Origin of the sequence: Cytobacillus oceanisediminis 2691, assembly GCF_007678455.1 — a bacterium.
Classification (GTDB): Bacteria; Bacillota; Bacilli; order Bacillales; family Cytobacillaceae; genus Mesobacillus; species Mesobacillus oceanisediminis_A.
Genome location: NZ_VEEP01000001.1, coordinates 1 through 19,529, shown reverse-complemented (window position 1 = coordinate 19,529; position 19,529 = coordinate 1). Strand labels below are relative to the sequence as shown.

Below are 19,529 nucleotides of genomic sequence, written 5' to 3'. Positions count from 1 at the left end.
TCAAAATAACCACGCTTTCTTGACAGCTTTTACTGCTATCACCCTGAACCTGTCAAAATAATGATCGGTTCTTGACAGCTTTTACTGCTATCACCCTGAACCTGTCAAAATAACCACTCTTTCTTGACAGCTTTTCCTGCTATCACCCTCAACCTGTCAAAATAACGACGCTTTCTTGACTGCTTTTACCGCCATCACCCTGAACCTGTCAAAATAACCACACTTTCTTGACTGCTTTTCCTGCTATCACCCTGAACCTGTCAAAATAACGACGTTTTCTTGACAGCTTTTACCGCCATCACCCTCAACCTGTCAAAATAACGACGCTTTCTTGACTGCTTTTACCGCTCTCACTCCGAACCTGTCAAAATAACCACACTTTCTTGACTGCTTTTCCTGCTATCACCCTGAACCTGTCAAAATAACGACGTTTTCTTGACAGCTTTTACCTCCATCACCCTGAACCTGTCAAAATAATGACGTTTTCTTGACTGCTTTTCCTGCTGTCGCCCCCAACCTGTCAAAATAACGGCCGGTTCTTGACAGCTTTTCCTGCTACCACCCTGAACCTGTCAAAATAACGACGCTTTCTTGACTGCTTTTCCTGCTGTCGCCCCCAACCTGTCAAAATACCGAGCGGTTCTTAACAGCTCTCCCTGTGCCTCCTCCTAACCTGCCTAAAAAAAGGGCAGTACATCTCTGATTATCACGGTTCCCTGCAAACCGTCCCTTCGGATGCAATTGCTTTTTAGAAATCTCAAAATGTGAGAAGATAGGAAAGTATTAAAATGAAGAGGAGGCGCATGGGATGCCAAAAAATCTCCAGGATACAACTACATTACATAACGGTGTCAAGATGCCTTGGTTTGGTCTTGGCGTGTTCAAGGTGAAGGAAGGCTCAGAAGTTGTTGAGTCTGTAAAAGCTGCCCTTAAGAATGGCTATAAAAGCATCGATACTGCTGCGGTTTACAAGAATGAGGAAGGCGTAGGACAGGCACTTAAAGAAGCGGGAGTTGCTCGTGAAGAGTTGTTTATCACGACAAAGGTGTGGAATTCGGAGCAAGGTTATGAATCCACTCTTCAAGCTTTCGAGACAAGCTTGGAGAAGCTGGGCCTTGATTATCTTGATCTTTACCTGATTCACTGGCCGGTTGCGGGAAAATACAAGGAAACTTGGAAAGCTCTTGAAAAGCTTTATAAAGACGGCCGTGTCCGCGCGATTGGTGTCAGTAACTTCCACGTCCATCATCTAAAAGATTTGATGGCGGATGCAGAAATTAAGCCAATGGTTAACCAGGTTGAATATCATCCACATCTTGCCCAGACGGAGCTTCTGGAATTCTGTAAAGCCGAAGGTATTCAGATGGAAGCTTGGTCTCCATTGAAACAGGGTGAACTCTTATCGGAACCGACGATTGTCGAAATTGCTGAAAAGCATGGAAAATCACCGGCACAAATCATCCTTCGCTGGGATTTGCAAAATGGCGTGGTGACCATTCCAAAATCCATCAAGGAGCATCGCATTATCGAAAATGCAGATATCTTTGACTTTGAACTATACACCGAAGATATGGACCGTCTGAACAGCTTGAACAAAGACGAGCGTGTAGGACCGGATCCTGATAATTTCGATTTTTAATTAAACTCTAAGTAAGTAATTAGACGCAGAATTTTTTCTGTGTCTTTTTTTATAAAATAAATTATTACTTAATTATTATACCTAAACTTAATACCTAGTGCTAAAAATCACTTCTTTTTATACTTCACCATGCTAAACTGCAAGTGAATATAGTCAGAAAGGGGTATAAGCATGAATTTGCCAGAACTTAAAATCGGCCATATGGTTACAAGTGTTCCAATCATGCAAGGAGGAATGGGGGTAGGAATTTCACTGAGCGGATTAGCTTCAGCGGTAGCTAACGCAGGCGGGATTGGCATCATTTCCGGAACAGGGATTTCGACCGAGGAATTACGGTCACATATCAGGAAGGCGCGCGAGCTAACAGATAGGAAGGGATACATTGGCGTAAATGTATTATTTGCAATGAATGATTTCGCTGAAAAAATGAAGGCTGCATTAGATGAAAAAGTGGATTTCATCATATCTGGAGCAGGGATATCAAGGGATATGTATTCCTGGGGCAAACAAGCTGGCATCCCTGTCATTTCGATTGTCTCTTCGGCGAAGTTAGCTAAAATCTCGGAACGTCTGGGTGCATCTGCCGTGGTTGTGGAGGGATTTGAGGCCGGCGGGCATCTGGGGACAGACAGGCCATTATTTGAAATACTCCCCGAGATTGTTGAGGCTGTGTCCATCCCGGTAATTGCTGCCGGAGGAATATTGACTGGTGCTGATATCGCCAGGGCATTATCACTTGGAGCTTCTGGGGTCCAAATGGGCACAAGGTTCGTGGCCAGCGAGGAATGTGACGCTCCGCAAAGCTTTAAGGAAAAGTACATCTCGGCTGCAGAAAAAGACCTGCAGCTGGTAAAAACAACTGTAGGCTTGCAAGGGCGGGCAATCGCAAATCATTTTACAAGGCTTATTACTACTTCAGATAAACTCCGGATCAAAAAATGCCGTGATTGCCTGAAAAATTGCTCCTACCAATTTTGCACACTTGACTCGCTGCTTACCTCAGTTGCAGGGGATGTAGAAAATGGCCTCGTATTTGCAGGTGCCAGGGTTGGTGAAATAAAAGAAATCCTTCCCGTCCGGAAAATTATAGACAATTTAAAGATGGAATATATAGCAGCTAAAAGCTTCGCTCAATAAAGGCTCTTTCTTCATCAGGTCCTGCTTTCCATAAAAACGGAGTCTGTTTTTCCTTGTACGGAAATAGGCTTTCATAAAAACAGACAACCATGATTGTGGCTGTCTGTTTTTCTTTATAGTGTTATTAAAAATTCCTGGTTTGTCCGCTGATCTTCTGAGAAAACCCGTTCGTTAAAATAGATTTTTTCATCATTCATTAAAATGACAGTCGAGCTTCTCGTTCCGTATCCTTCACTTTTTATGAACATTGGTGACAGCAAACGTTCCCATTCTAGTGAAACTCCAGTTGAAGGCAATATATGGTCAGGTGCAGGGTCTGCATTTTCCAAAAGGCTAAATAAGCTGTCTCCCAGGTCAGAAGTGTCTTCCGATACGATTTTCTTCAATCCTGCTTTACCTTTTTCCACTTTAGGCCAGTCGGTATTAAGCAGATGGTTGCTTACTCCATGGATACCTGGCTGAATTTCAACAGGGTGGTGGTTTCCACGATTCGAATAGTAATAAAGTTCATCAAGATCACCTGCCAATAGATTATAACCAGGATATTCGAGACGCCTTTGTGCCATTTTCTGAAGATAATTTTCGGGATTGTCCATTCCCCTCAGATAATCAGCCACAAGTTCCCCGCGGGTTCTTTTTCCAGCAGTCTGTTCACTTGGGTCCCGGTAATTAGTCAAGGCGGCAAATTTTCCTGAAGTGGTCACTCCCATCCAGGTACCCATTTTTTCAAGGTCGCGTCCGGCAAGCAACTCCGGTGCATCCTCCCAAAAAGCCGCTGGAGCAGTGGCACGGTTGTATGATTCATCCCTGTTTGCAGCGACAATCAGCTTATATTTTGGATGCGCTTTATAGGCAAATAAAATTAAACACATTCATCATCACAGCTTTCCGTTCGGTTTTCTTCTATTATAACTCAAAGCAAAAAAAGAGAAGGACCAGGTCCCTCTCTTTTCAGTCATTTATTATAACAACATACCTGCCATTGCTGCACTCAATAATGACGCAAGCATACCAGCAATGATTGATCGTACACCCATTTTCGCGATGTCAGCACGGCGATTTGGGGCAAGGCTTCCAAGTCCGCCAAGCAGGATTCCCATGGAAGATACGTTTGCGAATCCACATAGCGCGAAACTGATGATTGCTACTGTTTTAGCAGATAATTGATCGATTTGCGGCGCAAATGATGAATAAGCTACAAATTCATTCAAGATCAATTTTTGTCCAATGAATCCGCCAGCTTTAACTGCTTCATCCCAAGGAACACCAATAGCGAAAGCAAGCGGAGCAAATACAAAGCCAAGAATCGTTTCAAGTGTTAGATTATCGGCACCGAAGAATCCTCCTAAGAATCCAATAATACCGTTGATTAATGCAATCAATGCGATGAACGCAAGCAACATTGCACCAATATTCAAAGCTAATTGAAGACCTGTACTTGCACCTCTGGCCGCAGCATCGATGACGTTCGCTGATTCTGTGTCTTTTTCCATCCTTAGCTCATCAGATGTTTCAGATTTCTCTGTTTCTGGAATCATGATTTTAGCCAATACCAACCCTGCCGGAGCAGCCATGAAACTTGCTGCAAGCAAGTATTCCAAAGGAACACCCAATAAAGAATAACCAATTAAAACAGAGCCCGCAACGGAAGCTAGTCCACCTACCATTACTGCAAAAAGTTCAGATTGAGTCATTTTAGCAATGTATGGCTTAATGACAAGTGGTGCCTCAGTCTGTCCAACAAAAATGTTTGCTGCTGCTGAAAGTGATTCAGCTTTGCTCGTTCCCAGTAATTTAGAAAGTCCTCCGCCCAGGAACTTGATGATTAATTGCATGATTCCCAGATAGTAAAGAACAGAAATCAAAGAAGAGAAGAAAATGACGACAGTTAATACTTGAAAAGCGAATACAAACCCAATATTTTCGGCCTGGAACAAGCCGCCAAACAAGAATTGCACGCCAGCGTCTGTATAATTGACGATTTCATTGACAGCAAGCGAGAGTTTTTTCAATAGCAGCTTCCCTGTTTCCCACTTCAGTACAGCGAAAGCGAAGATGAATTGAATTGCCATTCCACCAATGATTGTGCGCAAATTGATGGATTTCTTGTTATTTGAGAAAATGAATGCAATTCCCAGAACAACAGCTATTCCCATCAAGCCCCATAAGATATTCATTTTGACCCACCTCTTGTTGTGTTATTTGTTACCGTTTACAAATAGTTTGAAAAAAATTTCTTTAAAACGTTTACATTTGTTTAACTTAAACTTTCTATAGCAAATATATCAGACCTAAAGAACTTTTGTAAATATGTTTTTGAACAAATGTAAAATGAAAATAATACCTTTTCATTTTTTCGACAAAAATACCCTCAAGGCCGAAAACCTATCGGGTATCTGATTGTACCTTATGGCTTTTCTCATTAAGTACAACTATTAAACCTTTATTTATCCAACAGGAACTTTGCTGTGAACTGGTCTGTTACAAGCACATTTGTATAATTCCCTTTTAAAGCACCATAAATACCTTCAATTTTATGGGCTCCTCCTGCCACTAAAATAGAATACTTTTTCTTTTTTAACTCTTCCAGCTCGATCCCCAATGTTCTCGCATTGAGATTTTCGTTACATACCTGGCCGTCCTTATCGAAGAATCGGGAACAAATATCCCCTACGGCTTTAGAATAGATGACTTGCAGGTCCTCTTCTGTAAAATAGCCTAACTGGAACAATAGAGATTCGGATTTAATCGGCCCGATTGTATAGACGGCGATGTTGGACTGCTTCCCCATTTCGAGGATTTTTTTGATATGCCTGTCCGCCTCCATTGCCTGCTTCACTACGACATGGTCGACGATTGCCGGGAGCGGCAGGTGGTGTGGTGCACTGTTGAAGGCCTTGCCGAACAAATACAGGATTTCATTCGCATATGTATTCGTTTCAGAATGGCTGACACCGCCTTTCAACTGGACTACCTTGACATTCTTACACGGCTTCTGTTTCAGTTCCAGAGCCACGTGGTAAAGCGTCGTTCCCCACGTTACACCAATGATATCATCATGCTCAACCACTTCATTCAAAAAAGAAGCCGCCTTCTCCCCAAGATATGTTTTGATGACAGTGTCATCATATTGGGGAATATGGGTAACAATCGCCTTTTTGAGCCCAAACTTTTGTTCAAGCTGCAATGACAGATTCTCGACATCCTCAGTCGGATCCATGATCTTGATGTCGACAATCCCCTCCTGCTTCGCTATCTGAAGGAACCTCGAAACTGTCGGTCGCGACACTCCCAATTCTTTTGCGATATCATTCTGGTTATAATCCAGTAGATAATATAGCTTTGCAGCCTCGATTATCTTCAATAATTTTTCTTTTTCCATTCTGATCACCTTTGGAAATGACATAAATTCAATACCTTCATTTTAACAAAAAATCCAAATGAAAACATTTACAATTTTAAAAAGAACAAAATGTTCATAAATCTCCTTATCTTTACATATGATTAATCTTTTTGAACGTATTAATCAACAACTAATAATATTAAACCACAAAAAGGCATCCTCCTCATAATGGAAGAATGCCTTTTTTCAAATTGATTGCTGCTTTTCAATTATGCCAAGAGCCTTGATCATTTACTGCTTTCGCTTAGGGATTTTCCCGATTCCTAGCTCTCTTGCCTCTTTGTTTAATGCTTTTATTAGACTTAAGGCCATCATCGCCATGATGATGGAGAATGGCAGCGCAGCGACGATCATTGTATTTTGCAGTGCCTGTAATCCGCCAGAGTATAGCAGTACTAGGGATATTGCCGCTAGCATGATTCCCCAAATGAATTTGATTCGGTTGCCTGGTGTCAGGGACCCATTAGTTGTCATCATGCCTAAAACAAATGTCCCTGAATCCGCTGAAGTGATGAAGAAAGTACCAATCAGAATCATTGCAAGAATAGATAACAATGAACTCATTGGGTAATTCGCGAATACGCCAAATAATGCTTCTTCGGTCGCCAGCTCAGAGATTTTTGCAATCCCCTCCTGCTCCAATTTAATCGCAGAACCCCCAAATGCGGAAAACCATAGGAAGCCAATCAGGGAAGGTACAAGAAGAACTCCAAAAACAAACTCCCTTATCGTACGGCCTTTAGAAACTCGAGCTATAAAAATCCCTACAAATGGCGCCCATGCAATCCACCAAGCCCAATAGAAAATGGTCCATCCGTTTATCCATGAACGCACATCTTCATTCAGCGGTGAAATACGGAAGCTCATTGAAGGAAGGTTCTGAAGATAGGTACCAATAGTATTGGTGAATAGATTCAGGATAAATTGAGTTGGTCCAAGAATCAGCATGGCTAACAGCAATAGACCTGCCAAAAGCATATTAACATTGCTCAGGATCTTAATCCCTTTCCCTAATCCTGACCATGCTGAAATCATGAATAAAATGGTGACAATCAGGACAATTAGTAATTGGGTCAAGAAACTAGCAGGAATTCCAAACAGGTAAGAAAGCCCCCCGTTAATTTGTACAGCTCCAAATCCTAAAGTTGTTGCCACACCAATAACTGTCGCGACGACAGAAATTACATCGACTACTTTTCCTGCGGTCCCTTCAGTGCGTTCACCTAGAATTGGTCCAAGTGTGGCACTGATCAGTCCAGGCTTACCATGGCGGAAATTGAAATAAGCAAGAACTAAGGCGACAATTCCGTAAATGGCCCAGGCATGGATGCCCCAATGGAAAAATGTGAATCTCATTGAATCACGGATAGCCTGATTCGATCCCGGTTCCGATCCCGTCGGTGTTGATACCATAAAATGGCTTATTGGCTCAGCAGTTCCCCAGAAAACCAGTCCGATCCCCATCCCGGCACTGAACAGCATCGCATACCAGCTCAGCGTCGAAAATTCCGGACGGTCGTCCTGCCTGCCAAGCCTGATTTTCCCCAGTGGGCTAATGAGGAAATAAAGACACACAATAACAATTAAAGATACAAGGATTAAATAATACCATCCTAAAGAATCAGTTATGAAAGCCTGAATATTGGCTGTTACTGATTCAAGCTTATCTGGTACAAATACACCGAACAGGACCATCAGAAGCAAAATCCCGGCCGATATGAAAAATACTGATGAATCCTTTTTCATCATAAAACTCCTTTCAATAAAAATGACACTTTAATACCCTAACATAACTTTAGGTTTTTTTAAAAAGATTGACTCATAACAAAGTTAGTATGGCCTGATACAGCCATAAAAATGTGGGTTTAAAGACTTTTAAAAGTTGCAATCTAAAAATTCCTTTTTGTATCCGCCTGTTGAAAACAGAAATTTATGGTTCTGGAAGCACAATTTTATTTATTTTCCACAAATTATCCATTTACAATCTATTAGTCTATTGAATCCATGTCGAAAGTTGTATAAGATTGATATAGAGATGTTGTAAGGAGACGATTTGTTGAATAAAAAAATCTTTTTCAGGACATTGTCAATAGGAGTCATTTTCCTTGTTACCTTCCTCGGTGGCGAGAAGATCCGATCGATTGAAAACCCTACAGCAGAGGCTAAAACAGAAGAAGCACCCAAAATTACCAGGACTAAAGCCCATCTCGTGAACAAGAATATCGAAAATAAAACACTTCTTAAAAATTTTACGAATAAAGAAGAAAAAATCCTCATTGACGGGGTCCCACACGTGAGCCAGCTCCCCGAATTGCAGCGAGGGTGTGAAGTAACCAGTTTGTCCATGCTGCTGCAATATGAAGGAATTGCAGTGGATAAGATGACTTTAGCCCAGAAAATACATAAAATTCCCTTCCGTGACGCGAATTATGTCAGAGGCAACCCGTATGATGGATTTGTTGGCGATATTTATACATTCAGCAAATCTGGTTACGGTGTTTATCATGGACCAGTCGCCAACCTTGCAGAAACCTTCCTTCCAGGAAAGGTCAAGGATGTGACTGGACAGCCGTTTAAGGCAGTAACTGAGCTGCTTGACAGCGGTTCGCCGGTCTGGGTCATCATTAATTCGACGTTTGCCCCATTGCCAGAATCCGAGTTCACAACCTGGAAAACCAATACCGGTGATGTCAAGATTACATACAGAGAACACAGTGTATTAATCGTCGGCTATGACGAAAATTACTTATACATCAACGACCCTCTTGATGTTACAGGCTACAAGACTGTTTCACGCAAAGCATTTGAACAAGCATGGATTCAAATGGGCAGCCAGGCAATAGGCATCGAAAAGTAACAGTTTAAGAGGATAATAGGAAAAATCGGCAGGGATTCTACCCTGCCGATTTTTGTTTAAGCGTACATTTTATTTTCTTCTTGTTTGAAAAAGCTCTTCATGGCATGGAATACATCGGCTTTTTGCTTGAGGATATAGTATCTGAAATGTTCATCTTTAATGTTTTTATACGCGGACATTAGGGTCGAGTGGCGGTTGTACTGATTGACTTCTCCATAGCCAAACATATTGGAGACCTTCATCAGTTCTTCAACTAATTTTACACAGCGGGCATTGTCGGAGGTCAGGTTATCACCATCGGAAAAGTGGAATGGATAAATATTGAACTTGCTTGGATTGTACTTCAATTCTATAAGTTCTAAAGCTTTTCGATAGGCGGACGAACAAATTGTACCGCCGCTTTCTCCTTTTGAGAAAAAATCTTCCTCGGTTACGACCTTTGCTTCGGTATGATGTGCAATGAATTCAATTTCGACTGTTTCATATTTAGAGCGAAGGAAACGGGTCATCCAGAAGAAAAAGCTTCTCGCCATATATTTTTCCCAAAGTCCCATACTTCCGCTCGTATCCATCATCGCAAGCACTACAGCCTTCGAGTCTGGCTTCACAACCTCATTCCAGGTCTTAAACTTCAGATCCTCCTTGTAGATTGGATGGAAAGCTGGTTTTCCGGTCATCGCATTTCGTTTATAAGCTGACATCATTGTGCGCTTCTTATCAATATTCCCCATGAGCCCTGTCTTCCTGATGTCATTGAATTCGATGTTTTCGACAAGATGTTCCTGTTCTTCCTTCTTCTTGAGGTTCGGAAGCTCCAACTCCTTGAATAGGGCCTCCTCAATCTCCATCATCGATACTTCTGCTTCGTAATAATCTTCCCCGGCCTGGTCTCCTGCACCCTGGCCTTTGCCTGGTCCCTGCTGTTGGCCTGAGCCATCCCGGGCGACAACATCCCCAATCTTTGAATCTCCGTTGCCCTGGCCTACATGTTTGTTCTTATCATAGTTATAACGGATTTTGTACTCATCCAGTGACCTTATCGGAATCTTTACGACATCCCTGCCGTTGGACATGATAATGTTCTCTTCTGTGATCAAATCAGGCAGATTGCTCTTGATTGCTTCCTGCACCTTTTCCTGATGGCGCTGTTGGTCATCATGTCCTTTGCGGTGGAGGGACCAATCTTCCTGGGAAATCACAAACTGGTGACTGCTTTCATCGGTCATTTTCAACCCCTCCTTTGAAATTTTCATTTTGAGTAACATAATACAAACTACTTTCATACAATATCCCGATGGCCGTAAACCACAGGGGAGATGTAATTACTCTATCTTATGCAAGAAGACAAAATAATTTACAAATAATTTTGACAATTACCGCTTTCTCCTAGTGCAGGACAAGCCCATTTTACATATTGAATTTATTTTTAGGGGCTGAGGTTAGGCACTATATATCGCAATAACACGCTCACCTTTTTTTGGCAAAAAAATAACCTTTGCATTATCCGCAAAGGTTATTTCTTTTCATTCGCTTTATCAAATTGAATTGGATCTGGTACTTTATCATATTCCTCTTTTAAAACTTCGCCACTGCGGCGATGTTCCATTTGCTTGCCCAGATTTTCCATTTCATCTTCATTGCGGGCCATGGAACTGTTTTTAGGGACATAGTTTTTTGCTAAGTCTTTTTGTACTTCTTCTTTTGCCATCTTTATCACCTCTTGCCTGTACTATTCCCTCTATGGATGCTAAATAAACTCTTAACCCAAGTTGAAAAGGACCTGCAATCTGCAGGCCCCCGCTGTCTACCTATTTAATAAGCTTCCAACATACCGCAGCAATTCGTTGGCGGAAGTGGAGTTGTAGCCATGCTCATCAATTAGCCTTGCGACAACATTATTGATTTTCTTCAGCTGGGTCTCATCAGGAGTTTTCGTGGAAGTCGTGATTTTCACAACATCCTTCAGATCAGCAAACAGCTTTTTCTGGATCGCTTCACGCAGGCGATCATGGGAATTATAATCAAACCGCTTGCCTTTACGCGCATAAGCAGAAATTCTGATTAAAATCTCTTCACGGAACGCTTTCTTCGCATTTTCGGAAATGCCAATCTGTTCCTCGATCGAACGCATCAGCTTCTCATCCGGATTGATTTCCTCTCCAGTGAGCGGATCGCGAAGCTTCGCCTTATTGCAATAGGCCTCAACATTATCAAGGTAATTATCCATAAGGGTTTTAGCTGATTCTTCATATGAGTACACGAATGCTTTTTGAACTTCCTTCTTGGCGATATCATCATACTCTTTCCGGGCAAGGGAAATATAATTCAGATAACGTTCCCTTGTTTCTGCAGTGATCGAAGGGTGCTGGTCAAGTCCCTCTTTCAATGACCGTAATACATCCAGTGCATTGATCGTTTTGACTTCTTTCCTGATAATTGTGGAGGAAATCCGATTGATAACATAGCGAGGATCAATTCCGCTCATCCCCTCATCCTGGTGCTCTTTTTTCAATTCCTCAACATCTGCCCGGTTATAACCCTCTACACTTTCACCGTCGTACAGCCTCATTTTCTTTATCAGGTCAATATCACCTTTTTTCGGATCCTTCAGGCGTGTAAGGATCGTGAACATTGCAGCAACCCTTAGGGTATGCGGCGCGATATGGACATCGTTCACATCGCTTTCCCTGATCATCTTGTCATAAATTTTCTCTTCTTCGGACACTTTTAAGTTGTACGGTATCGGCATAACAATTATACGTGAATGTAGCGCTTCGTTCTTTTTATTCGAAATGAATGAACGGTATTCCGTTTCATTGGTATGGGCAACAATCAATTCATCCGCACTGATCAATGCGAATCTTCCCGCTTTAAAATTGCCTTCCTGCGTCAGGCTCAGCAAATGCCAGAGGAATTTCTCGTCACACTTCAGCATTTCCTGGAACTCCATCATGCCCCGGTTCGCTTTATTCAGTTCACCATCAAAGCGATATGCCCGCGGATCGGATTCAGAACCATACTCGGCAATCGTGGAGAAATCAATGCTTCCGGTTAAATCCGCGATATCCTGTGATTTAGGATCAGAAGGGCTGAATGTGCCAATCCCTGTTCTTTTGTCTTCTGAGAAGAAGACTCTCTCAACGATGACATCTTCAATCCTGCCGCCATACTCCTGGTCAAGCCTCATCATATTAAGCGGCGACAGATTGCCTTCAATCCTGATGCCATATTCATCATAAAAATCCTTGCGGAGATGATGCGGGATCATATGCAGCGGATCTTCATGCATAGGGCATCCCTTAATTGCGTAGATCGCCCCTCTATCAGTATGCGAGTATGCCTCCAACCCTCTTTTCAGCATGGTGACCAGGGTGGATTTTCCGCCGCTTACCGGGCCCATCAACAGCAGGATCCGCTTCCTCACATCCAGCCTTTTAGCCGCCGGATGAAAATACTCTTCAACAAGCCTTTCCAGTGCCTCTTCAAGACCAAACAATTGGGAACTAAAGAAGGAATACCTTTTTTTTCCTTTTTCGTTTTCAATTCCTGCGTCTTTGATCATATTATATACACGCGAATGTGCCGATTGAGCAACCCAAGGCTGTTCCTTTACAATTTCAAGATATTCCCTGAACGTCCCTTCCCACTTAAGCTTCTCTTCATCCTGGCGATACATTTCAATCTTTTTTAAAATATCCATATGGACCTCCCCATGTAGCGTTATCAAGAGACGATTAATAAATTCTATGCAGCAAACAATTTGAACATGCGTAATCGTTGGTCCATCCTGATTGTCCTTTTTAATTCCTGATGCAAAAACTAAGAGCCTCTCCTTCACAGTTCGAAGATAATAGGCTATAATAAATTCTATATGGACAAAATCCAGTAAAAGGGAGGCTTACATACATGAAACTAATTCTAATTCTGGGCGTCACAGTTGCATTCTTATCTGCAATCTTCACTTCAGGTTACGATGATAAGCCGGGGATCACCAAAAAATAAAAAGCTGCCGATTGGCAGCTTTTTTACTTTTTAATCATTATTTTTTTTTCAAATTCTGTTTTTCCACGAATTCCTTCATATACATCCGCGATTTACGGCCTAGCATCTTGGCCATTTGGCCAGTCCAGGTGTCCTCACGTTTCCCACCCGTTCTTTCACGGTAGTATTGCGAGGTCGTTTCATTATAATCCTGCAGCTGTTTCTCAAACAAGCTCTGGTCCTGCTGATACTCATTTTCCATATAGACATGTTCCATTGCAAGACGAGGCTTTAAATCCGTCTCCTTATCAGGATAACCTACTGCCATGCCAAACAGAGGAATAACATGTTCAGGCGTCTTTAAAACTTCTTTTACTGCTTCCAGGTCATTGCGGATTCCGCCGATATAGCAAATACCAAGACCCATTGACTCAGCAGCAATTGCAGCATTCTGCGCAGCCAGGGCCGCATCGATCAATGCAACCATGAATTTCTCCGTACTCTCAATTGAATCATTCAAATCAACATTCTCCATCTCAGCCAAGACCTTATGGCGATGAAGGTCCGCACAAAACACAAAGAAATGGCCATTAGCTGCAACATATGCCTGATTCCCGGCAATTTCAGACAGCCTGTCCTTATTCTCCTGGTCCGTCACGCCAATAATCGAATAAGCCTGGACGAAGCTGGAAGTAGAAGCTGCCTGTGCGCTTTTTACAATCGCTTCTATCTGTTCCCGGTCCAGCGTCTGATCCCTAAAGCTCCTTACTGAGCGATGGTTTAAAATGGTTTCGATTACCTGGTTCATTCTTCTCTCATCTCCTTTAATATAATGGCAATGCCAAAAAGGAGACCTGAAAAGGCCTCCTAATATTTGCGCAAATCGCGATAATCCTGCTGCCTCAATGCCTCATAAATCAGGATAGCGGCTGTATTGGACAGATTTAATGAACGAATATTTTCATTCATAGGCAGCCTCAGGCATCTGTCCATATTGTTTTCAATCACTTCTTTAGGAAGTCCGGTTGTTTCCCGGCCAAAAATAAAGAAGTACTCCTGATCGGTTGCACTATAATCAAAAGCAGAATGCGCCTTCTTGCCAAACTTGGTCACATAAAAAAATTCTCCGCCCTCGTTTTGCTGATAAAAATCATCCAGCGAATCATAGTAATGGATCTTTACGTGTTCCCAATAATCCAACCCGGCACGCTTCAGCATCTTATCATCCGTTGAAAATCCCAACGGCCTGATCAAGTGAAGCTCGGTATCGGTACCAGCGCATGTGCGCGCGATATTGCCAGTGTTGGCTGGAATGAGCGGCTGGTATAATACAACATGCAATGCCATGACTTTCACCTCTAATCAAAACTACAGCTATTATACCATTACACTCCTTCACAGCAAAAGAAACGGCCCTTCTATTCACTCATCACGGTCATCAGTAATCATAAGGAACTTATACTTTATATTCGGGGTATAGGCCGTCGAATCCTCATATGCCCAGTACCTCATTCGGGAGTTATACGTATGGGCGTTGACAAGCGGCATTCCGTCCGCGTCATGCCCGGTTACAATGGTCGTATGATCGAATCGTCCATCTCCCTGGAAATCGTAGCAGATCACATCGCCGAGCTTCAGCTTTTCAGCACTGCTCACCTCTCTGCCCCTTAGCCCAAACTTTGAACCAGGAATATGCCAGCGCAACGCATTAGCAACCGACCAGCTGAAGCTCCAGTTATTATTCTGCATCCACCAGCCATTGCTTCGGTTTGGATAGCCTCTCATCGGTGCCCCGCCAACATGCAGACACTGCGATATATAATTGGTACAATCCACTTCGAACTTCTTATATGCGGGATTATAGTCATTCCACCAGCGTTCAGCATACTGGACAGCCTTTAACCTATCATATCTGAAGCCCTTCCTCTCCTGTCCGTCCACCTCATGCGAAAAGACAGGCAAAGCCTCTTCAATTTTCTCCGTGGGTTCATTTTCATTCAACTTCTCGTCGTTCACCAGGATCCCTTTGTAGAATTCGGCCCGCCTCTTTTCCACTTCTTCCTCCATGTAAAATAAACCTCTTTGCTTGATCAAATACTGAAAGTGAACATCATATAAAACAGATGCATTCTCATTATCTTCAAATCTTTGCTTGATCCTGCCATCTGCCTTTGCTTTTACAATCTCAGCAGACCTGTTTGCAAAGCTCTGCTTTTTTAACTCAATGCCCGCACACTCATGCAATTGATTGCGAGGCATGGATACACATTGAAGGACTCGCTGTTCCAGCAGCTCCTGCAGTTGTTTACGCATACTCATCTCTCCCTTCACCTATCATGTTTATGAAGGAGCAAGGGATTTAAGGCATAAAAAAAGAATGGATTATTAAAAATCCATTCTGTCCTAAATTGGGATATCAGACTGTTCCTTTTCATTAAAAAAATCCAAGCCTTTACTGATTTCCTGCAATACTTCTTCATCCTTCTCAAAAGAAGAAGCATGCTGCAATGCGTCCAACGCGTCGTGTCCGCCAATTTTGCCAAGCGCCCATGCTGCCGTTCCTCTGAGAACAGGTCTTGGATCCTCCTTCAGGACCATTATCAACTCCGGTATCGCTGTATCATCCTTAAAATGAGCCAGGGCAATAATCGCATTACGCTGGATAGGCTTCTTTCCGCGCCATGAACCTGAAACATGTCCGAATTTTTCTTTAAACTCCCGGTTGCTGATGGTCAATAAAGGTTTCAGCAACGGCTTTGCAATTTCAGGGTCTGGCTCCATTTCTTCATGGAAATGAAAATCCTTCCCTTTGTTTTCTGGGCAAACTGTCTGGCAAGTATCACAGCCATATAATCGGTTGCCCAGCTTATCCCGAAACTCATCCGCTAAAAACCCCTTAGTTTGAGTCACAAAAGCAATACATTTTTGCGCATCCAGCTGACCGCCCTGTACCAGCGCACCTGTAGGACAGACATCCACACACTTGTTACAGCTGCCACAACGATCCTCCATGGGATGGTCAGGCTCAAACGGTATATTCGTAATCATTTCGCCTAGATAGACGTATGATCCAAACTCGGGTGTGATAATCGAACAGTTTTTGCCGCTCCAGCCGATGCCCGCTCGTTCCGCAACTGCCCTGTCCACCAGTTCACCCGTATCGACCATCGATTTGAAGCGGGCTTCAGGAACTTTCAAAGCAATAAATTCCTCGAGTTTTTTCAGCCTGTCCCTCAGGACCGCGTGGTAATCAGTCCCCCATGACGCCCGACAGAAGATTCCCCGCCTTTCCCCCTTCTTGCTGATCACTTTCGTTTTCATTTTTGAAGGATAGGCGAGAGCAATCGAAATGATTGATTTAGGACGATCAAAAATCAGGGCAGGCTCCGTTCTCTTTTCAATATCCTTTTCTTCAAATCCTGATTGATAGTGAAGTTGCTGCTGCATGTATAACCGGACCTTCATCTCTTCAAAGGTCGATGGTGCTGCAAAACCAATTTTATCGATGCCGATCGTTTTGCTGTAAGCTATGATCTCCTTCTTCAAACTTGCCATATCCATTGCGGATACCCCCTTCCTATTTTGATATCTATATATGAATCCCATAAATTTAAAAGCAAATCTCTTTTATGATAAACTATTTTAAAGCAGATTTGGAGGTGGAATCAATGGAAATTCAAGTTTCCAGGATGATATGCAATCTCAATCCCGGATTCACAATCGGAATGATCGAGTATAAGAACATACAAGTAGGCGAGTCTCCTCAAATGTTGAAAGGCAGACTGCAGCTCTTCCAGGAATCAATATACTTTGACCTTTTGGAAAAAAACGTTACGGAGCTTGAAGGAATCAAAGAGTGGCGAGGAATCTTCAAAGCAACGGGGAAGGATCCTAACCGATATAGACATTCGGCCGAAGCCCTTTACCGAAGGATCTCTAAGCAGAATTACCTTCAAACCATACATAGTGCGATAGATCTGAATAATTTCTTCTCGCTTGAATATCAAATTCCAATTGGTATTTACGACAGTGACAAACTGCAGGGGAATATCACAATTAAAGTTGGCGAAGAAAATGAAGAGTACGGAGGTCTGAATGGCAGAACTAATAATCTTGCTAACTTGATCATATCTGCAGACGATAAAGGACCGTTCGGAAGCCCTTTTGTCGATTCTGAAAGGACCGCAGTGACAGAAGAAACAAGAAATGCGTTGCAGATTGTCTATTTAAGGCCTTCTTCTCCGTCAACAGAAATGGAGAAGATGACCGAATCACTCATGAATATGTTCACCCAGATTCATGGAGGAACTGGTACATTTAAACTCGTGGGATGCTGATGCATCCCCTTTTTAATACAATCTCTGTCCTTCCCTGCATGCCAGAGATCCCCGATCAATCATAAATCTGCAAAAAAAATTAAAAAACGCAGCACGTCGTTTTCAAGAAACGAAATGCTGCGTTAGTCACGTATGTATGGAGCGGGTGATGGGAATCGAACCCACTACATCAGCTTGGAAGGCTGAGGTTTTACCAGTAAACTACACCCGCATACATATCTTATGAAAATAAAGAAAACAGGAGATCCTGTTTAAAATAAAGATGGTACCGGTGGTCGGGGTCGAACCGACACTCCAGAAGGAACACGATTTTGAGTCGTGCGCGTCTGCCAATTCCGCCACACCGGCATATGAAGATTTCAAATACTGCAATACCACTAAATAATTAGTGGAGGCGGCAACCGGATTTGAACCGGTGAATAAAGGTTTTGCAGACCTTTGCCTTACCACTTGGCTATGCCGCCATATTATATTGGAGCGGAAGACGGGATTCGAACCCGCGACCCCAACCTTGGCAAGGTTGTATTCTACCACTGAACTACTTCCGCAAATGGCTGGGCTAGCTGGATTCGAACCAACGCATGACGGAGTCAAAGTCCGTTGCCTTACCGCTTGGCTATAGCCCAATATATTATATTCAATACTGATTGAATATGTGATTTGAAATGGGGCGACTGATGGGAATCGAACCCACGAATGTCGGAACCACAATCCGATGCGTTAACCACTTCGCCACAATCGCCATTATAAAATTGGCAGGGGTAGTAGGAATCGAACCCACACCAAAGGTTTTGGAGACCTTCGTTCTACCTTTAAACTATACCCCTATGATAAATGGTGGAGGGGGACGGATTCGAACCGCCGAACCCTGAGGGAGCGGATTTACAGTCCGCCGCGTTTAGCCACTTCGCTACCCCTCCATTATAACATCATTTCCGATGTTAAAAAACCCATTTACTCAATTTCCTGATTAACCAGGAAATTTTAAATGGTGGCTCAGGACGGAATCGAACCGCCGACACAAGGATTTTCAGTCCTTTGCTCTACCGACTGAGCTACTGAGCCATATACTGGCGGTCCCGACCGGGATCGAACCGGCGATCTCCTGCGTGACAGGCAGGCATGTTAACCGCTACACCACGGGACCAAAATCTTTTCAAGTGATTAACTTGAAAAGCACTTCATGATTGCGGGGGCAGGATTTGAACCTGCGACCTTCGGGTTATGAGCCCGACGAGCTACCGGACTGCTCCACCCCGCGACGGTAATAATGCATCAAAAAACTTATGGTGGAGGATGACGGGATCGAACCGCCGACCCTCTGCTTGTAAGGCAGATGCTCTCCCAGCTGAGCTAATCCTCCATTGTTATGTTACTTATTAAAGAAAATGGTGACCCCTACGGGATTCGAACCCGTGTTACCGCCGTGAAAGGGCGGTGTCTTAACCGCTTGACCAAGGGGCCGTTTATTTAAGTTTCTATGGCGGAGAGCAAGGGATTCGAACCCTTGAGACAGCGTTGACCGTCTACACGATTTCCAATCGTGCTCCTTCGACCTCTCGGACAGCTCTCCAAATTGGCTCCGCAGGTAGGATTCGAACCTACGACCGCTCGGTTAACAGCCGAGTGCTCTACCACTGAGCTACTGCGGAATAGTAATGATTTCTCCGACCTGGATACACGATCCGTATCTTTGAAACAAGATGTAAAATGCATCTTGCCCGGCGGCGTCCTACTCTCACAGGGGGAAACCCCCAACTACCATCGGCGCTGAGAAGCTTAACTTCCGTGTTCGGTATGGGAACGGGTGTGACCTTCTCGCCATCGCCACCAGACATTTTTTCAAGACAATATCTATTATACTGTCTTTAGTGCATTTTGCAAGAGAAATTTTAAAGATATTTCACTACGTAAAAATCTTTATTCCCTCAAAACTAGATAATGTGTAAGAAGAATTCAAGAGAATCGAATGATCATTGTCCAGCTCCGGCTCCTAGCCTCTCGAGTCGCTTCGGTCCATCCGCCGAAGTCAAAGAACGACTTCAACTGCTGGCCCTCCAGCGCTTGTCGAGGCTGTACAGTCGCCTACGCTTTTCGTATTTGGTTAAGTCCTCGAACGATTAGTATCAGTCAGCTCCACACGTCACCGCGCTTCCACCTCTGACCTATCAACCT

General features: G+C 43.2%; 15 protein-coding genes, 15 tRNA genes and 1 rRNA gene. 4 read left to right on the top strand and 27 right to left on the bottom strand.

Annotation, left to right across the window (positions count from 1 at the left end; translation table 11 throughout):
- Positions 1 to 808: 808 nt before the first annotated feature.
- Positions 809 to 1,639, top strand: coding sequence for an aldo/keto reductase (locus tag FS736_RS00160; protein WP_144474299.1), 831 nt, complete (start codon positions 809 to 811; stop codon positions 1,637 to 1,639).
- A 171-nt stretch (positions 1,640 to 1,810) separates the two neighbouring features.
- A complete protein-coding gene (locus FS736_RS00155; RefSeq protein WP_144474297.1) occupies positions 1,811 to 2,776 on the top strand; it encodes an NAD(P)H-dependent flavin oxidoreductase in 966 nt (321 codons plus the stop codon).
- A 113-nt stretch (positions 2,777 to 2,889) separates the two neighbouring features.
- Here the strand turns inward: FS736_RS00155 and FS736_RS00150 are convergent, their stop codons facing one another.
- From FS736_RS00150 to FS736_RS00135, 4 genes are all read right to left on the bottom strand, one after another.
- On the bottom strand, positions 2,890 to 3,648 hold the full coding sequence (locus FS736_RS00150) for an NRDE family protein (protein WP_144474295.1): 759 nt from the start codon (positions 3,646 to 3,648) through the stop codon (positions 2,890 to 2,892).
- Positions 3,649 to 3,738: 90 nt separating this feature from the next.
- Positions 3,739 to 4,953 carry a NupC/NupG family nucleoside CNT transporter gene (locus FS736_RS00145; RefSeq protein WP_144474293.1) on the bottom strand — a complete coding sequence of 405 codons (1,215 nt, stop codon included), beginning with the start codon at positions 4,951 to 4,953 and terminating at the stop codon, positions 3,739 to 3,741.
- 266 nt (positions 4,954 to 5,219) lie between these two features.
- On the bottom strand, positions 5,220 to 6,158 hold the full coding sequence (locus tag FS736_RS00140) for a sugar-binding transcriptional regulator (RefSeq protein WP_144474291.1): 939 nt from the start codon (positions 6,156 to 6,158) through the stop codon (positions 5,220 to 5,222).
- Positions 6,159 to 6,410: 252 nt separating this feature from the next.
- Positions 6,411 to 7,925, bottom strand: a complete 1,515-nt coding sequence (locus FS736_RS00135) for a glycine betaine uptake BCCT transporter (protein WP_144474964.1) — start codon at positions 7,923 to 7,925, stop codon at positions 6,411 to 6,413.
- Positions 7,926 to 8,235: 310 nt separating this feature from the next.
- Between FS736_RS00135 and FS736_RS00130 the strand changes: the two genes are divergently transcribed.
- Positions 8,236 to 9,036 carry a C39 family peptidase gene (locus FS736_RS00130; RefSeq protein ID WP_251544645.1) on the top strand — a complete coding sequence of 267 codons (801 nt, stop codon included), beginning with the start codon at positions 8,236 to 8,238 and terminating at the stop codon, positions 9,034 to 9,036.
- Positions 9,037 to 9,092: 56 nt separating this feature from the next.
- Here the strand turns inward: FS736_RS00130 and yhbH are convergent, their stop codons facing one another.
- From yhbH to queG, 7 genes are all read right to left on the bottom strand, one after another.
- Positions 9,093 to 10,262: a sporulation protein YhbH gene (yhbH, locus tag FS736_RS00125; RefSeq protein WP_144474289.1), complete on the bottom strand. Its 1,170-nt coding sequence runs from the start codon at positions 10,260 to 10,262 to the stop codon at positions 9,093 to 9,095.
- A 287-nt stretch (positions 10,263 to 10,549) separates the two neighbouring features.
- The gene (locus tag FS736_RS00120; protein WP_144474287.1) at positions 10,550 to 10,744 is read right to left on the bottom strand and encodes a hypothetical protein; all 195 of its coding nucleotides are present in this window, start codon (positions 10,742 to 10,744) and stop codon (positions 10,550 to 10,552) included.
- Positions 10,745 to 10,840: 96 nt separating this feature from the next.
- Positions 10,841 to 12,736 carry a PrkA family serine protein kinase gene (locus tag FS736_RS00115; protein WP_144474285.1) on the bottom strand — a complete coding sequence of 632 codons (1,896 nt, stop codon included), beginning with the start codon at positions 12,734 to 12,736 and terminating at the stop codon, positions 10,841 to 10,843.
- Between the two features lie 339 nt (positions 12,737 to 13,075).
- Positions 13,076 to 13,825 (bottom strand): oxygen-insensitive NADPH nitroreductase, encoded by a 750-nt coding sequence (gene nfsA, locus FS736_RS00110; protein ID WP_144474283.1) that lies wholly within the window; start codon positions 13,823 to 13,825, stop codon positions 13,076 to 13,078.
- A gap of 59 nt (positions 13,826 to 13,884) precedes the next feature.
- The gene (trmL, locus tag FS736_RS00105; RefSeq protein ID WP_144474281.1) at positions 13,885 to 14,364 is read right to left on the bottom strand and encodes a tRNA (uridine(34)/cytosine(34)/5-carboxymethylaminomethyluridine(34)-2'-O)-methyltransferase TrmL; all 480 of its coding nucleotides are present in this window, start codon (positions 14,362 to 14,364) and stop codon (positions 13,885 to 13,887) included.
- A 75-nt stretch (positions 14,365 to 14,439) separates the two neighbouring features.
- Positions 14,440 to 15,330, bottom strand: a complete 891-nt coding sequence (locus FS736_RS00100; RefSeq protein WP_144474279.1) for an amidase domain-containing protein — start codon at positions 15,328 to 15,330, stop codon at positions 14,440 to 14,442.
- Between the two features lie 90 nt (positions 15,331 to 15,420).
- On the bottom strand, positions 15,421 to 16,578 hold the full coding sequence (gene queG, locus FS736_RS00095; RefSeq protein ID WP_144474277.1) for a tRNA epoxyqueuosine(34) reductase QueG: 1,158 nt from the start codon (positions 16,576 to 16,578) through the stop codon (positions 15,421 to 15,423).
- A gap of 107 nt (positions 16,579 to 16,685) precedes the next feature.
- Here queG and FS736_RS00090 point away from each other — a divergent pair, with 107 nt between their 5' ends.
- Complete coding sequence (locus FS736_RS00090; protein WP_144474275.1) at positions 16,686 to 17,354, top strand: B3/B4 domain-containing protein; 669 nt, start codon at positions 16,686 to 16,688, stop codon at positions 17,352 to 17,354.
- Between the two features lie 137 nt (positions 17,355 to 17,491).
- On the opposite strand, the gene FS736_RS00085 is transcribed toward FS736_RS00090, so the two are convergent.
- The 16 genes from FS736_RS00085 to rrf all read right to left on the bottom strand — a co-directional run bounded on the left by FS736_RS00085 (position 17,492) and on the right by rrf (position 19,189).
- Positions 17,492 to 17,565: transfer RNA gene (locus FS736_RS00085), tRNA-Gly, on the bottom strand.
- Positions 17,566 to 17,617: 52 nt separating this feature from the next.
- A tRNA-Leu gene (locus FS736_RS00080) sits at positions 17,618 to 17,702 on the bottom strand.
- A 41-nt stretch (positions 17,703 to 17,743) separates the two neighbouring features.
- Positions 17,744 to 17,818, bottom strand: a tRNA-Cys gene (locus FS736_RS00075).
- 9 nt (positions 17,819 to 17,827) lie between these two features.
- Positions 17,828 to 17,902 (bottom strand) — tRNA-Gly (locus FS736_RS00070).
- Between the two features lie 3 nt (positions 17,903 to 17,905).
- A tRNA-Gln gene (locus tag FS736_RS00065) sits at positions 17,906 to 17,980 on the bottom strand.
- Positions 17,981 to 18,020: 40 nt separating this feature from the next.
- Positions 18,021 to 18,096: transfer RNA gene (locus FS736_RS00060), tRNA-His, on the bottom strand.
- 11 nt (positions 18,097 to 18,107) lie between these two features.
- A tRNA-Trp gene (locus FS736_RS00055) sits at positions 18,108 to 18,181 on the bottom strand.
- A gap of 8 nt (positions 18,182 to 18,189) precedes the next feature.
- Positions 18,190 to 18,274 (bottom strand) — tRNA-Tyr (locus FS736_RS00050).
- A gap of 69 nt (positions 18,275 to 18,343) precedes the next feature.
- Positions 18,344 to 18,419, bottom strand: a tRNA-Phe gene (locus FS736_RS00045).
- A 6-nt stretch (positions 18,420 to 18,425) separates the two neighbouring features.
- A tRNA-Asp gene (locus FS736_RS00040) sits at positions 18,426 to 18,501 on the bottom strand.
- A 40-nt stretch (positions 18,502 to 18,541) separates the two neighbouring features.
- A tRNA-Met gene (locus FS736_RS00035) sits at positions 18,542 to 18,615 on the bottom strand.
- A 26-nt stretch (positions 18,616 to 18,641) separates the two neighbouring features.
- Positions 18,642 to 18,717: transfer RNA gene (locus tag FS736_RS00030), tRNA-Val, on the bottom strand.
- Positions 18,718 to 18,743: 26 nt separating this feature from the next.
- Positions 18,744 to 18,818 (bottom strand) — tRNA-Glu (locus tag FS736_RS00025).
- Positions 18,819 to 18,835: 17 nt separating this feature from the next.
- A tRNA-Ser gene (locus FS736_RS00020) sits at positions 18,836 to 18,927 on the bottom strand.
- Positions 18,928 to 18,931: 4 nt separating this feature from the next.
- A tRNA-Asn gene (locus tag FS736_RS00015) sits at positions 18,932 to 19,006 on the bottom strand.
- Positions 19,007 to 19,073: 67 nt separating this feature from the next.
- A 5S ribosomal RNA gene (rrf, locus tag FS736_RS00010) occupies positions 19,074 to 19,189 on the bottom strand.
- Positions 19,190 to 19,529: the final 340 nt, after the last annotated feature.